The 15,032-nt window shown below is 43.8% G+C and carries 14 protein-coding genes; 4 read left to right on the top strand and 10 right to left on the bottom strand.

What is annotated here, in order from left to right; translation table 11 throughout:
- Positions 1 to 102 precede the first annotated feature (102 nt).
- Positions 103 to 1,041, top strand: coding sequence for a helix-turn-helix transcriptional regulator (locus tag ACWA2B_RS20250; protein ID WP_449292571.1), 939 nt, complete (start codon positions 103 to 105; stop codon positions 1,039 to 1,041).
- A gap of 91 nt (positions 1,042 to 1,132) precedes the next feature.
- On the opposite strand, the gene ACWA2B_RS20255 is transcribed toward ACWA2B_RS20250, so the two are convergent.
- The 3 genes from ACWA2B_RS20255 to ACWA2B_RS20265 all read right to left on the bottom strand — a co-directional run bounded on the left by ACWA2B_RS20255 (position 1,133) and on the right by ACWA2B_RS20265 (position 4,869).
- Positions 1,133 to 1,504 (bottom strand): hypothetical protein, encoded by a 372-nt coding sequence (locus ACWA2B_RS20255; RefSeq protein WP_238437976.1) that lies wholly within the window; start codon positions 1,502 to 1,504, stop codon positions 1,133 to 1,135.
- A 158-nt stretch (positions 1,505 to 1,662) separates the two neighbouring features.
- Positions 1,663 to 3,837 (bottom strand): 1,3-beta-galactosyl-N-acetylhexosamine phosphorylase, encoded by a 2,175-nt coding sequence (gnpA, locus tag ACWA2B_RS20260; RefSeq protein WP_449292572.1) that lies wholly within the window; start codon positions 3,835 to 3,837, stop codon positions 1,663 to 1,665.
- 12 nt (positions 3,838 to 3,849) lie between these two features.
- The gene (locus ACWA2B_RS20265; protein WP_449292573.1) at positions 3,850 to 4,869 is read right to left on the bottom strand and encodes a glycoside hydrolase family 88/105 protein; all 1,020 of its coding nucleotides are present in this window, start codon (positions 4,867 to 4,869) and stop codon (positions 3,850 to 3,852) included.
- Positions 4,870 to 5,087: 218 nt separating this feature from the next.
- Between ACWA2B_RS20265 and ACWA2B_RS20270 the strand changes: the two genes are divergently transcribed.
- A complete protein-coding gene (locus tag ACWA2B_RS20270; RefSeq protein ID WP_069012887.1) occupies positions 5,088 to 6,029 on the top strand; it encodes an AraC family transcriptional regulator in 942 nt (313 codons plus the stop codon).
- A 189-nt stretch (positions 6,030 to 6,218) separates the two neighbouring features.
- The gene (locus tag ACWA2B_RS20275; RefSeq protein ID WP_238796277.1) at positions 6,219 to 7,643 is read left to right on the top strand and encodes a pyridoxal phosphate-dependent decarboxylase family protein; all 1,425 of its coding nucleotides are present in this window, start codon (positions 6,219 to 6,221) and stop codon (positions 7,641 to 7,643) included.
- A gap of 198 nt (positions 7,644 to 7,841) precedes the next feature.
- Here ACWA2B_RS20275 and ACWA2B_RS20280 read toward each other — a convergent pair whose 3' ends face one another.
- The 7 genes from ACWA2B_RS20280 to ACWA2B_RS20310 all read right to left on the bottom strand — a co-directional run bounded on the left by ACWA2B_RS20280 (position 7,842) and on the right by ACWA2B_RS20310 (position 14,285).
- A complete protein-coding gene (locus ACWA2B_RS20280; protein WP_340884425.1) occupies positions 7,842 to 8,411 on the bottom strand; it encodes an SF0329 family protein in 570 nt (189 codons plus the stop codon).
- 54 nt (positions 8,412 to 8,465) lie between these two features.
- Positions 8,466 to 9,455 (bottom strand): tRNA dihydrouridine synthase, encoded by a 990-nt coding sequence (locus ACWA2B_RS20285; RefSeq protein ID WP_449292574.1) that lies wholly within the window; start codon positions 9,453 to 9,455, stop codon positions 8,466 to 8,468.
- 358 nt (positions 9,456 to 9,813) lie between these two features.
- Positions 9,814 to 10,107, bottom strand: a complete 294-nt coding sequence (locus tag ACWA2B_RS20290) for an N-6 DNA methylase (protein ID WP_449292575.1) — start codon at positions 10,105 to 10,107, stop codon at positions 9,814 to 9,816.
- Between the two features lie 13 nt (positions 10,108 to 10,120).
- Positions 10,121 to 11,929: a 23S rRNA (uracil(1939)-C(5))-methyltransferase RlmD gene (gene rlmD / locus ACWA2B_RS20295; protein ID WP_449292576.1), complete on the bottom strand. Its 1,809-nt coding sequence runs from the start codon at positions 11,927 to 11,929 to the stop codon at positions 10,121 to 10,123.
- Positions 11,930 to 12,151: 222 nt separating this feature from the next.
- Positions 12,152 to 13,033 (bottom strand): diacylglycerol kinase, encoded by an 882-nt coding sequence (locus tag ACWA2B_RS20300; protein ID WP_013308843.1) that lies wholly within the window; start codon positions 13,031 to 13,033, stop codon positions 12,152 to 12,154.
- Positions 13,034 to 13,206: 173 nt separating this feature from the next.
- Positions 13,207 to 13,995: a sirohydrochlorin chelatase gene (locus ACWA2B_RS20305; protein ID WP_069012882.1), complete on the bottom strand. Its 789-nt coding sequence runs from the start codon at positions 13,993 to 13,995 to the stop codon at positions 13,207 to 13,209.
- A complete protein-coding gene (locus ACWA2B_RS20310) occupies positions 13,995 to 14,285 on the bottom strand; it encodes a YerC/YecD family TrpR-related protein (RefSeq protein ID WP_007428885.1) in 291 nt (96 codons plus the stop codon). The genes ACWA2B_RS20305 and ACWA2B_RS20310 overlap by 1 nt, the downstream gene beginning before the upstream one ends.
- A 226-nt stretch (positions 14,286 to 14,511) precedes the next feature.
- On the opposite strand from ACWA2B_RS20310, the gene ACWA2B_RS20315 reads away from it, so the two are divergent.
- A complete protein-coding gene (locus ACWA2B_RS20315) occupies positions 14,512 to 15,027 on the top strand; it encodes a tyrosine protein kinase (protein ID WP_342434855.1) in 516 nt (171 codons plus the stop codon).
- Positions 15,028 to 15,032: the final 5 nt, after the last annotated feature.

Consider the following 15,032-nt stretch of genomic DNA (forward strand, 5'->3'; position numbering starts at 1 on the left):
GTAAAATCCTCAGGTAGATATCTTATGAATTTGATATATTCCCTTAAGCTTATTATCATATAAAAAGGTATCAAAACATGACACCTTTATAAGGAGGTTTAGATGAAGAAATCAGAAAGATTAAATGATATGATCAGATACTTAAACAGTCGAGAGTTCTTTAATTTAAATGACCTGATGGATAAATACCATATTTCAAAAAGTACAGCTCTACGTGATATTCATTCATTAGAACAATTAGGTATGCCTATTTTTTCGGAACATGGCAGACATGGACGATATGGTATCTTAAAAAATAGATTGTTATCCCCCATTATTTTTACGATGGATGAAGTATATGCACTGTACTTTGCAATGTTGACGTTAGAAGCTTATCAATCCACCCCCTTTCACTTAAGTGTTAATAAACTAAACGAAAAGTTTGAACACTGTCTTTCTAAAATACAAATAAACCAGATTCATAAAATGAAAAAGGTTCTACAATTTGAAATATATCAGCATACTCATGTTAGTCGTTATTTAGATAAAATTCTAACAAGCATTCTTAATGAGAGCACCTGTAAAGTTAAATATGTAAAAAATAATCAGAATAAAAGTTACTATGTTCAATTTTTCAAAATTTCCGCTAAGTTTGGTCAATGGTATGCTACTGGCATAGAGTTAAATACGAATAAATATAGAGTTTTCAGATGTGATCGAATCACCTTTGTAGAAGAAGAGGACATCAATTCTGGCTTTTCTATAGATGAGCTCCTTAATCGTTCATTAGAAATGTATCAATCCGAGAAGAGCATTGACTTTGAAGTAGAGATTGTAGAACAAGCGAAGGACATTTTCTATAAAGAACATTATCCCTCTATGAAAATAGAAAATGGTGATAAGACAGTCATTAAGGGATTCTATAATCCTGGAGAAGAAGAGTTTATCGCTCATTATTTTATGAGATATGGTCATTATGTACGATCTGTGAAGCCTGAATCTTTAAAACAGATTATTAAAGAAAAAGTTGAGCATCTCTTGAACCACTATCAAAAATTATAAGATCATCGAAGGTTTGTTCAACATTTCCTCTACCTTTTAGCAAGGAAAAGAAGGATCAAGCTCCTTTTCCTTGCTAACGATGACATTTGAATTATGGCTTCCGTTTGGCGATAACAGCATAGGAGACCGTTCTTGTGAATCCAGTTGGATTCCATGCAGTAAAGAACCATCTGTCTTCCGCCGCAGAATAGTTATCGAGAAGAAACCCTTGCTGATTTCCAGAGAAAATCCATGAACCGCTAATCAGATTGTAGGCGTTACCGTTAATCGTAGTGCTTCTAAAGCTATTTGGGGGGATAGTAACCGCAGCGAAAGTGAAACGCGCAAATCCATCTCCAAGTTGAGTTACACGAATGGCTTTTTTAAGATTCATAACCACGTGACTTCTTTTTTTTAACTTTCTTCCCAACTTGGCTTCCGCATTTTTAATTTTCATTAAGGTTGCCTTTCTCAAAGAAATCATCTCCTTCATTGTTTTACTTATAGTTAATGATGGAGTAGATACTTTTGAATGGACAAAATCCCCGGTAAATTGGCTGGATTTTCTGGAGGTGCTAAAACAAAGAGCCCTTCCTTAAATAAAGGAGGGCTTGACACCGCTACTCTTATTATTTTCCGTTTCTATACCGATTTTGTTAAGCCAATACGAGTGATCATGGTGTCATACGGATCTAATTCCATCGTTTGTTTGCCATATTCCGTATCAACCGTCGTTCTTTGAAGTTGATCGCTATTGTTAATAACCACCAACATTTTACTTTCTGGATAATAAGCACACTCTGTATATAGGTTATCCGTAATGTACTTCGTTTCATGTAACTCATTACCTGCAAAGCGAATCATATTCAGCAACAACCTTGTGTTTTCCCAGCTGAATTCGAATGAAGGAAGGTAAATTCCCTTTCCTTTACCGAAGGCATGTGTAGACAGTGTTATCATACCACTTGCTTCCTCCACTACCGCAGCTGACCCATCCGTAAGATAAATGCTATTCTTTGGCGTTATACTTGCCCCCTCAGGCACCAAACCATACTCATCCCTAACCTCATATGTCCATCTTCCATGACCTACCCTGGAGCCTGTATCCTCATCCAGTCCGAGAACATGCGCCATTCTAAAAAAGCTGTCGTGACCTTCTACCGCCGAAGGCTGATTGATGCCAATAAAGATACCACCTTCGTAAACCCATTGGGTCAGTAAGTCCACACACTTGTTGTCATTCCAGTACTCCCCACCACTCCATGCTGAACCAGCAGAGCCGGCATTGATCACTACATCACAATCCTGTAGAATTCCCTGACGGATATCTTCAAAGTCAATGAACTGCACTTCAATCGGCAATCCAGATAAAGCTTCATTGACATGAATCAAATCATGCATATACGTTTCATGGAAATGTCCGGACAAGGTCCACGATCTCAATTTTCCCCAGCTATGCAGAATAGCTACCTTCGTCTTCATATGATAGGGTTTGCCTTCGTGGTGCAGTTCTTTAATTTCTCTGAATTCATTGGCAATCTTTTCGATGTAATCGCAAAAATCCGGGTAAGGCTCTACAAGGTGCAAATATCCGCCCAATCCAATCCGGTCAATAGGCTCCCGCAGCAAGGCGCGCCGGATATTAATCCAATACTTTTTGGCATCCAGCGTGGGGTCGCCCCCCTCCATAAAGGTAGGAAGCCCGCCTAAGCCAACCGGAAATAAGTATGGATGCAGCCGAATCTCATGCGTATTCACTTTCACACCTGAACACAGCCTCGCCTCATAACCTGAGAACACACATTTGATCAATCCGTCAAAACCAAGCTCTTGGAAACGGTCATTATAGGGCTCCATACCAACCCAACTGTCATCATAAAACACATAGGCCAGCTTGTCGTGCTTATGCACAATATCAATTAATTTCTTGCCAAATTCGATTACAAAATCATTGATAAATGCCATCCAATCCAGCTTGCGCTGCTCAGCCGGGATATGACTGACGCGGTATTTCCCGCCATTCACAAAATCCTCGGCAGTCATCGAATACCCGTATTTCTTGGCAAACAGATCAAGCGCTCTTGAACTTACCGTAAAATCGTATGAACCCCAGTCAGAGAACAGATGGCGATTGCGCTCATCGCTGCCCCAGATCCAGGCGAAATTATAAAATAAGGAAGTAAACCGAACAACCGTGGTTTCCTTATGATGGAGACACCAATCTTCCATCCAATCCAGCAGATACTGTTGCGTTTCTGCATAGATAGGATCTATCTGCATCAAATGCTCTTTGTCCCAATGATTCGTGGTGTGATTGTACATGGAAATCTCTTCCCAGATCCGGTAGACCATGAAGCTCACCGTGTATTTATGCCAAGGAGCAATTCCGGTAATGACCACGTTTCCGGATTCCCTTTCATAATTCCACTGTTCTCTTGGAACTTCCTCTCCGGTCGTTCTGTCAAAAACCTGCCAATAGTTAAACGCTTCTTTGGAATCATTCACTTTGAACTGTTCAGCAAAAAAATCCTCCATCAGATAGATGGACACATAATCTTGTACAGCTACCTTTGGATTTGTAATTAAAAAACACTGCTGCAGCTTATCCAGATTACGGGACGCCCACTCATTATGATCTCTGATGATACAGATTGTCGAATATATGCCGTACCCAGCGTTAATAATCTCATCGGACAATTGCGTGCCGTCACTATCACGGATGACATCGGCACCCCACCGTTCAGCTAATTTCAGGGTCAGCGCCTCATAACCGGATTCTCCCGGTAGTGTAAAGTTCCCCGTAGTTTGTTTGGACAACTTGCTTCCCTCCTAATTCAACATATCAGACAGAAAGGCCAATGCCAGGCCTTGACCCCAGCCCTGAATCCAGTCCTTTGGAATATTGCGATACCCATCCCGATCTTTCATGACCGCTGTGCCGCCCGACACACCTAGTACCCGTCCGTCCTCGCTGATATGGTTCAAGATGCCCTCCAATGCCTTTTGCACGTATTTGGTATGCAGCGGATTGCCGTTATTGATCATGGCCGCCGCGATACCGCAAGATGCCGACACTTCTTCATAGGACTCCTCGTCATCCAGTACCGTCCGCCACAAACCATTCTCCGTTTGAACACCCTTCAGTGCCGCCAGTTGATCCCGAAGCGAACACTCCACATCCATGCACTGCGGATACAAGTACCAGTCTTTCAAATGAATTTTAACTTGCGACATGGTATATGCTCCCCAAGCATTCGCTCTCCCCCAGAAAAATCCGGACATGTGATCCTGCTTGACATTATTGTAGCCATGGTACCAGAAACCGCTACTAGGGTCTTGCAGGTATTTGATATGCCAGTAATATTGATTTAAGGCGTCCTGGATCATGGCCTCATCCTTTAATTTGGTTCCTACACGGAGCAGAAAAAATGCCGCCATAAACAATGTGTCCGCCCATGCCTGTTCTGGAAAATCATTAGCCACGGATACCGTATGCTGCAAAACATGGTCTCCGAACCGGAGAGCATTGTTTTGGATGTAATCCACCTTGCTCATCACAATATCCCAATATTTTGGATCTCCTGTTTCTTCATACAACGTGATCAGCATATGGCCCATAGCACATGTGTTAACCGTCCAGTGTGGCAGACCCAACTCGATATATTCATCTGCCCACTGCACAAGCATATTCAAATACTCTTTATTTCCTGTTTTCGTATAGGCTCTGGATACACCATAATAAGCCACACCGCAAGGCCAGTCCCACGTCAAATCCATCGCCATGGTTTTTCTGACGACTTTGTCGATGACTCTTAATACCTCTTCCTTGTCATAAGTTAATTGAAGCATCTATGTTCTCCTCTCTTTTGCACACGCCCCCAAAGGCGCTTGAGAGCTGTTCGTCACTAATTTGAAAACGCTTTACTTATTCCATTGTACGCAGTAAAATAGTCTCCATCTAAGCATATTCGCAACAAAACTGCGCATTTCCAATCATTTATGTGAGGATTTTGCAAAATCCTGATGTATATCTGCTGGTTAAAACCAAAGTCATGGGGGTATTGATTATGCCCAGAAAAAAGAAGCCCGTTATAGAATATCGACACTATAGCTTGCCCATAAATTTCCCTGTCTTGCTATTAAGCGGTGAACGTTGGAAGATTTCTGATATTAAAAGTGAGCATCTCCATTTCCATAACCATTTGGAGATTGGTATATGCTATTCAGATAGCGGCGTCATGGAGATCAAAGGAGAATCTGTACCCTTCAAAGCCGGCGATGTGACCTTCATCCCCAGGTATCTTCCTCATACCACGTATAGTTCGCCAAATACAGCCAGTCTGTGGTCTTATATCTTTTTTTCACCAGAGGATCTCTTTCAACATTCATTTAAAAGTGCTTACAGCAACTTCGAACCAAATTTGTGGGTGGTGAAGGGAAAAAACTGTATATTGAATAAGGAGCAGTATCCCAAGGTTTATACACTTGCAACTTCGATCGTAGAAGAATTAAAACAGCAGAATCCTTACTATCAGGAAAGTGCCTATGGCTTATTGCTATCCCTTTACATAGAACTCCTTAGAATTCATTCCAGGAATGAACTGTTGGCAGATCAAGAAACAGAGCATAGCCTGAAAAACGATTTTGTCATTTCTCCGGTTTTGGAATACATCACGAAAAACTATATGAACCCCATTACGATGGATTTTTTGGCCGACCTGTGCCATTTAAGTACAACTCATTTTCGAAGAAAATTCCATGAAATTATGGGGACGTCGCCTCTCGATTTCCTAAACAGCACCCGAATCGAAGAGGCTTGCAAGCAGTTAAAAAGCACGGAGGATTCTATTCTTTCGATCTCCGAACAAGTCGGTTTTCACTCCATTTCCAGCTTCAACCGTTGCTTCTCCAGGCTTATGGGAAAGCCGCCAAAAGAATGGCGTAAAGGGGCACAATCTGAAGCGCAATCTGCGAAAGCGTCTATACTGGAGTTTACGGGATGGGTTTAGCATAACAGCAGAAATAAACTTGATAAAACGAACTCAACATCATGAATATGGATTAAACCTGAGCCATATAAATATAGTCTGCATGTGGAGCCTAAAAATAAACGTAATGATGAAATCGGTGAATCTCACAATATGACAACAGATGTTATATTATACTTTGGTTGAAGTTAAACAAAGGAGATGCTTATGATGAATCAAGAACTAAATCAACAATTAGGTGAGATTATTGAGCAGTTCATACATTCATTTATAGCAGAAAACAATAACATTCGATCTCAAAAAGTAATCAACACTGCAGATGGGGATACAATAGCTCATTTAAGGGGAATTGGTTTTCCGAAAAAAGGAAGACCGATACAAGAGGTCGTCGATGAAATGAGGAAAAACGTCTATCCTCACCAAACCTTCATGCAACACCCTCGCTTTTTCGCATTGGTTCCTGGTCCAATGTCTCTTTACTCGTGGTTAGGAGATATCATGACTAGCGCCTATAATACCCATGCCGGAAGCTGGATGCTGAGTTCGAGCGCAAGCCTTTTAGAGGGGGAAGTGATACGGTGGATGTGTGACCAAGCAGGATATCCCAATACTGCTGGAGGCTTATTTCTGTCGGGCGGATCGCTGTCGAATTTGACCGCTTTAGCGGCTGCACGCAATGCAAGGTTATCCGAGCAGGAATATGCCATTGGAACTGCTTATGTTTCAGATCAAACTCATTCATCGGTCGCCAAAGGGCTACGCATCCTCGGATTCCGTAGTGATCAAATCAGAAAGGTTCCAAGTGATAAAAATTTTCGTATGGATGTTTCAGCCTTAGAGAAAAAAATAATGGATGATCAGGCGACTGGCATGAAACCTTTTGCGATCATTGCCACGGCAGGCACAACCAATACAGGAAGCATTGACCCGCTAAACGATATTGCTGACCTATGTGAAAAACATAATATTTGGTTACACGTGGATGGAGCTTACGGTGCATCGATTTTGGCCTCTTCGAAATATAAGCCCCTTTTGAGCGGAATATCGCGTTCAGATAGCATTACCTGGGATGCACATAAATGGTTAATGCAGACATATTCCTGTAGCGTAGTTTTAGCCAAAGAAAATCAACAGCTCAGAAACTGCTTCAGCACACATCCAGAATATTTGAAAGATGCCGAGACTAATGAAGAACATATTAATTATTGGGATCTGGGTCCTGAATTAACGCGGCCTGCTCGAAGTTTGAAACTATGGGTGACACTACAAGCTTTAGGAACTAATGCTGTCGGTGAAGCCATAGAGCATGGAGTTCAACTCGCAGAATGGGCTGAAGATGAAATCAAAAAACATAATCATTGGGAAATTGTATCCCCCGCTAAGTTAGCGATTGTTAACTTTCGATATGCGCCAACTGGATTATCTGAGCAAGAATTAGATTCACTGAATAGAAGGATCTCCCAAGAAATGACGACAAACGGATACGCCTCTGTGCTTACAACACAACTTAATGGAAAAACGGTTCTCCGAATCTGTGCAATTCACCCAGACACTACGGAAGATGAGATAAGGAATACAATTCAGCTTTTATCGAATATAGCAAGATCATTGAATGAGAGAAAAGTTTTTTTATGATGATAAATTATGAAAATGAAGTGCTACACTTTCTGTAAATAAATGAAAATGCTCAGCATTACGAAAATAAGAGGGGCACACCGCCCCTCTTTGCTGTTTTCCCAGACATCCAAATTATTTGCCAATGTGCAATGCAGCAACAATGAACAGCACTTAATCCTGACACGACGTGCCCCCATCAATGAAAGTTATTTATTTTCATAACGTACTACGCCGTAGTTCATAAAAATACTGCACAATGGGATGCTTTAACTTCATCTTCTCGGTCATGTTTAATATTCGTTTTTTTCCAACTCGTCTGTCCACTAAAGCTAAAATATTCAATAAGATATCATTACTCTCTAAGCTTTCCTCTATAGAAGTAGTTAAAAATTTATTAGCTACAACATTAAAATTAGACTTGCTTAATGAGGCCTGTGCTGAGAAAAGCTCCTTTGCATGTTCTGATATTTTTCTACCTCTTGCAATTACTTGTAGACGCTCCTCGGGAACGTTCCCATTAGTATCTTTTCTGACCGTTTCAATGTCTTCATTGCTGATAGGAACTTGGATATCTGGATCATTCTTGATTTCCAACTCCGTCTGATACCATTTGATCGAACTAGTGATATCATTCATATTGAGTATGTTCTTCTTATCTACAGTTATATAACAGATTCCAGACTTATCAGGCAAATAACGGTAACTGGTCGCTCGGTATTCGACTCTTCCGTCTAACGCAGGACAGCGGAAGCTCTCCAGTTGTTGCTTCAATTTACTCCAGGACATATATCCTCCTATGTTTTCAATGCCTACTAACAGCCCGTCTCCCAACTTGGCAATTTAATTTCCACGTTCCTCTACCTCATCATGATCCTTGCTTCCAAACTCATCAAGCAATGTACGCACTTCACTTGTTGATTTGGCGTTCATTAAGCTGTTTCTGAGTTCACTTGCCCCTCGGAATCCACGGACATATATTTTGAAGAAGCGGGCGAGAGGGCTGAACGAACGTGGCTCCTGCGCTGAATAATGATCATGGAGATCTAGATGAAGCCGTAGCAGTTCAAGCAATTCCTCACTGCTGTGTTCCTTCGGCTCCTTCTCAAACGCAAATGGATTCTGGAAAATACCACGCCCAATCATAATGCCATCCACACCATATTGCTCAACGAGCTTCAAGCCGGTCTGACGGTCCGGAATATCTCCGTTAATGGTCAGCAGTGTATCTGGTGCCACCTCATCACGAAGTTTCTTAATCTCCGGAATTAGTTCCCAGTGAGCGTCTACTTTACTCATTTCCTCTCTTGTCCGCAGATGAATGGACAAATTCACAATGTCTTGTTTCAAAATATGGGTCAACCAGTCGCGCCATTCGTCTACGGTAGTGAAACCGAGCCTTGTTTTTACACTGACGGGCAGTCCCCCGGCTTTGGCGGCCTGAACGATATCCGCTGCGATTTCGGGACGGCAGATCAGGCCGCTTCCCTTCCCATTCTCGGCTACATTCGCTACAGGACAACCCATATTAATATCGATGCCTTTGAAGCCTTCTTTCGCCATACCGATGCTCATTTCACGAAAATATTCCGGCTTATCTCCCCAGATATGGGCCACCATGGGCTGTTCATCCTCTGTAAAAGTCAAACGCCCGCGTACACTTTTGTTCCCCTCCGGGTGACAATAACTCTCTGTATTCGCAAACTCCGTAAAAAACACATCCGGTCTGGCTGCTTCACTTACGACATGGCGAAACACAACATCCGTCACATCTTCCATCGGTGCCAGTATAAAAAAAGGTCGTGGCAAATCACGCCAAAAATTATTCGTCATATCAAAAACTCCTCTATAAATACCAGGACAAATCTTTGGTCCCAAAATGGTAAAGCTAACCTGTTCATGTCCTTGCTTCTTCTTCACATATAACATGTTTAAGCAACGTAGTTCAAACGGCAGTATATGTTAGCATAGACATCTAAATGAGTATATCATACTCAATAGAGGAGCATACTCCCCAAAAGACTCGCAAAAAAAGGAAGAGCGCCCGCCCCTCCTTGCCATCTTCTATAACGTACTGCGCCGCAGTTCATAGAAATACTGCACGGCATTACTTCCCCCAGCCTATGCCGTTCCCATGCGAAATAGCTAAAAAAAGCCAAGAAATAATATCCTTGGCCCACTTCGTCAATTTCTACACATGAATACCCAAAATTTTCAGCTGTTCATTGATTTTGGCTTCAAGTTCAGCGATTTCTTGTTTATCTTGCTCTAAAAGCTTACTCACTTCGGCAAGGTTAATGACTTGCTCTTCTTCAAACGTATCCACGTAGCGAGGAATATTTAAGTTAAACTCGTTTTCTTTGATTTCTTCAAGTGCCACGTGAGCATATTTATCAACATCTACACGATTTCGGTACGTTTCGATAATCTTATTGATGTTTTTATCAGTAAGTTTGTTTTGATTTTTACCTTTTTCAAACGCCAATACACCTCAACTATTAGTCCTTTCTGACCAATAGTGAACAGCACTCCACATGCACCGTATGCGGAAACATATCTACGGGTTGCACTTCCACAGTACTATACCCGCCATCCTCCAATATCCTTAAATCCCGCGCCAGTGTGCTTGGGTTACAGGATACGTACACCACGCGCTCTGGCTTCATCTCCAGAATGGTGTCGAGCAGGCGTGGATCACAGCCCTTACGGGGCGGATCGACGACGATAACGTCGGCGGTGATGCCTTGCTCTTTCCACGCAGGAATGACGTCCTCGGACGCGCCTACCTCAAATTTCACATTGCGCATTTCGTTCAACAGCGCATTACTCCGTGCATCGTCGATGGCTTCCTTGACGATCTCCACCCCATACACCTGGTCCGCATGCTGAGCGAGGAACAGAGAAATCGTACCGATGCCGCAATACGCATCAATCACCGTTTCTTTGCCTGTGAGCCCGGCATATTCGACGGTTTTGCCATACAGCACTTCCGTTTGTACGGGATTCACCTGATAAAAGGATCTTGGGGAAATCGCAAACTGTACGTTTCCAATGTAGTCGTAGATCACGTCACGACCCCACAGTACACGAGTCTCGTCGCCAAAAATAACGTTCGTTCGCTTTGTATTCACGTTCTGGCATATGCTTGCCACGTGTGGAATATGCTCACGGATACTGCCGATCCACGCATCTGCATGCGGAATATCTCGTCCATTCGTGACGAGCACCAGCATCATTTCACCCGTGCGAAAAGCGGTCTTTACAACGACATGGCGCAGTAGCCCACGTCCGGTTTCTTCATTATATGCACTGATGCCCAGCATTCGGCCAATCTCTTTCACACGTGCGACAACTTCGTCATTACGCTCGTCCTGAATGAGACAGGTGTTCATATCCACAATCCGATGGCTGCCACGTGCGTAGAAGCCACCGACAAGCCCGCCCTCTGTGACACCAATCGGCACCTGGGCTTTGTTGCGATATCGCCAAGGCTCACTCATACCGAGTGTAGGATGCACGACTACGCCATGTACACGCGATATGCTGTCGGCATTTCCATCCGCATTCATGGCCGAATCAGAAGTCGTGACTGTATCGGCCTCACCATCTGTATCTGCAGAAGTAGCCAAAACCTGTGCAGTATGCTCACTGGGCTCTGTAGCCACACTCAGCTTCCCGATACGCTCCAGCACATCCACGACATGCTGGCGTTTCCAGCTGAGCTGCGCTTCGTAGCTCATATGCTGGATCTGGCAGCCACCGCATTGATCGTAGATAGCGCACGGAGCTGCAATCCGGTCGGGGCTAGCCTGCGCGATATCCAGCAGCTTGGCATAGCCATACTGCTTTTTCGTTTTCAGCACCTTTACTCGCACCTTTTCACCCGGTAACGCACCTGGAACGAACAGCGTAAAACCCTCGACACGTCCTACACCCTCGCCATCGTGGTTCATGCCGATGATGTCTATCACGGCCTCATCGTTCTTTTGTACAGGCAGATCGCTACGCTCTACACTAGACCGGTTACGATTGGAAGCTTCCTGACTTCGTCCACCGTTGGAAGAACGACGAGTATCTCGTCCGTTCTTTCTCTTCTTCCGATCCGAATCATTCATATTTTCATTCACATTTCCATTTTTATGTTTGATTTCGGCTTGAAGTAGCCCATTTTCAGCTCTGACTTGAGACTGTTCCGGTTCGCTCTCTCTTGTCGCCTTCATAGTCTTTTTGTACTGCTTTCCTTGAACAGGAGTTGCTGTTGCTGCATTCCGGCGGCTTTTTCCACGTCCGCTACGGTTATTCGTCATGAATGTCACTTCTTTCTGATCTTCTTTTTATGCGGTATTTTCTTTCGTACGTCTAATTTGAATGGTCATCTAAACATACAAACATCAACTCGAAAATGCCGTTACTCCCCACGGAGAACGGCAAGAACCAATATGCTCACACAAAAAAACAACTACCTACTCTGCATTCCATATACTATATTGCGTTGCCGTCCGGAAGCAGAAATATTTCCTCATCATTCCTCACCGGAAAACATTCAAATGATGAGGTAAATTCCGGAAGGTCGCTGGCAAAGTGCCCCCCAGTTCGCCATCCAGATTAAGCTGGACATAGCCGGGTGAGGTCACTTCCATGTAATCTGTTTTGAAATAAACAATCTTCTTGTCCTGCAAATGCTCACCACGTAGCGCGAGTGTTACCAATCGGATCATTTCCGCCAGATTGCATTTCCGCACAGCGATGACGTCAAGCAGTCCATCATCTATTGTCGCCCCAGGAGCAAGCTTTTCAAACCCGCCCACCGAATTCGTATTCGCAATCAGGAAAAGCATAAATTCGTCGTGGATCACTTCCTGACCCGATGCCTTGATGATCAGCTCCTGTGGAGCAAGGCTGACCATTTTCTCCATACCTTTAAAATAGTACGCCAACTGGCCAATCATCGTTTTGAGCTTGCTCGGAACTTCATACGTAAGCTCGGTTAAAGTTCCCCCGCCTGCAATGTTGATAAAGTAGCGGTCGTTCGCTTTTCCGATATCCAGTGGCTTCGGATTTTGACGAATAACGAGGTCGCAATAATCCTCCCAGTGCTTGGGGATGCCCAGTGCTCTGGCGAAATCATTCGTCGTCCCCAGAGGAAACACACCTAGGGGCGGGCGGTTTTCTCTTTCAGCCATCCCGTTAATGACCTCATACAATGTACCGTCGCCACCAGCGGCGATAATCATGTCATACCCACGCTCAATGGCCTCTATTGCGGCACGTGTTGCGTCCCCTTCACCCGTAGTTGCATGGCAAGAGGCTTCAATACCACCTTCATCCAGGCGCTGCAAAACATCCGCAAGACGACGCTTCATTTCCTCACGCCCAGAGGTCGGATTATAGATTAATCTAGCTCTTTTCATTCCGTTACGCCACCCGTATATTTAATGATATTTATATTCACATCGCAGTTCATCATATTCAGTCTGTACAAAATATCATCATACTGGAAAAAGACCTCTTTTACAATAAAAGAAGCCAGACTTTGCCCAAATAAGGAAATTTAAGGCTGAAATGACGTTATAGCCGAACCAGACTATCTATTACTTGACCTCGCTTGCTTCTGCATGCTTTGCAATAATTCATGAATTTGCCTGTCCATCCAGCTTGTGAGCAAAGGATGCGGCAATAAAGGATCTCCCGAATAACGGTATTCGAGCCCCTGCAAGCGTTTAGGAATCATACGACTTGTAAAATATCCCGAACTCAAAAATAACGGCGCCACAATAACATCATGACCCCGCTCCTGATTCCAGTACGCTGCCTTGTCGTACACACTCTCGGGATTTAGCAAAGCGTAGTCCGTGATGATACCACTCACGTTTTGCACCGTACGGGCCAACGAAGAAATCCCCTGCTCCCAGCGCTGAAAAAAGCCGTTATGCACACTGCCGTGACCTACGAGTAAAATAACCTCTCTCGCAGGGTCGGCTGATAGCGGGCGAACCTTGTCCCACACCATGTGAGCAACATCTTCTCCGTCATCCAGCGGGCTACCAAAATGCACTCGCGCTTTCAATCGAAACGGCTCCAAATCTGTTTCTTTGTCCGGCGCATCTTTGACACCCAGCGCATAGCTAATCTCATCTACATGCGTACTACCTGATGACACAAACAAAGGAATAACCAATATATCTGTTACACCCAAGGCTTCCAGACGGTCAATACCATTTTGAATCAATCTTTCTTTAACCGTTTCCAAAAATGAAACCTCTACCGGTATTTCTTCCGGCAAATGAAGCTTTGCAACTGCCTGATCCACCTGTTCTACCCAATATGGCTCCCTAGAGCCATGGCTGATGACCAGTATCCCAGGGCTCCGCATTAGCGTCCCAGACGTTCCAGAGTCATTTTGTACCCGTCATTACCGTAGTTCAGGCAACGTTTAACACGTGAAATGGTAGCTGTACTGGCTCCTGTCTCTGCTTCAATCTGATTATATGTGCTGCCTTTGCCTAGCATACGGGCAACCTCCAGACGTTGGGAGAGGGATTGAATTTCGTTAATCGTGCACAGATCATCAAAAAACACATAGCATTCTTCCAAATTTTTAAGAGTTAAAATAGCTTCGAACAATTGATCAATACTTTTATCATTAAGCTTTTTAAGCTGCATGGATTATCATCTCCCAAGGTTACGATCTCTCCTCATTGTACCTGAGGAATAGTCAGTTTTTCAAGCATTAACGGTTTCACGCATTACAGAACAACATTATGATCATAGAAACATACCGTACGAATGCCCAAATCCGCTTTTATACCTGATTTCGGGACACGCGCCTAAACCCACTGTGCGTTTGTAACATACAGTAGAGTATCAACCTGCAAAGGAATGTGATCTCATGCCTGGACATTACTATCATCGGAGGGCGCAAACGCGTGCCATTTCCGATCCGTATAGTTCATCTCCTTATCCTGGACTCGATCCATACAGCGAGGTTCCGCAAGTCGATTCCTCCGCACTGGTTCCTTACGAGGCGCCAGCGAGTATAACAGACTCTGCCGTGGTTACACCAGACCACGCCCCTGCCAAAGGAGGACTGCTAGGCGGCCTTGGCAATCTTGGTAATCTCAACGATATTAAAGGTATTATTGACCGTATGGGCGGTATTGACGGGATTGTTGCTACGGTCGGCAAGGTACAAAAGATCATGTCTAGCGTACAGCAATTTGCTCCGATGGCAAAACTGATTATGGGCTCGCTCCCAGCATTCAACAAAAACGCAAGCAAAAAATCTACAACACAAATTACTGAGGAACTGGATGAATATACACCACCACGCCGACGCCGGAAAAAGACACAGCGCAAAAGTAGCACTACCCCGCGCAGACGTCCGCGCAAACGCACAAGAAAGTAGACTAT

It is taken from the genome of Paenibacillus sp. CMM36, from assembly GCF_053570945.1.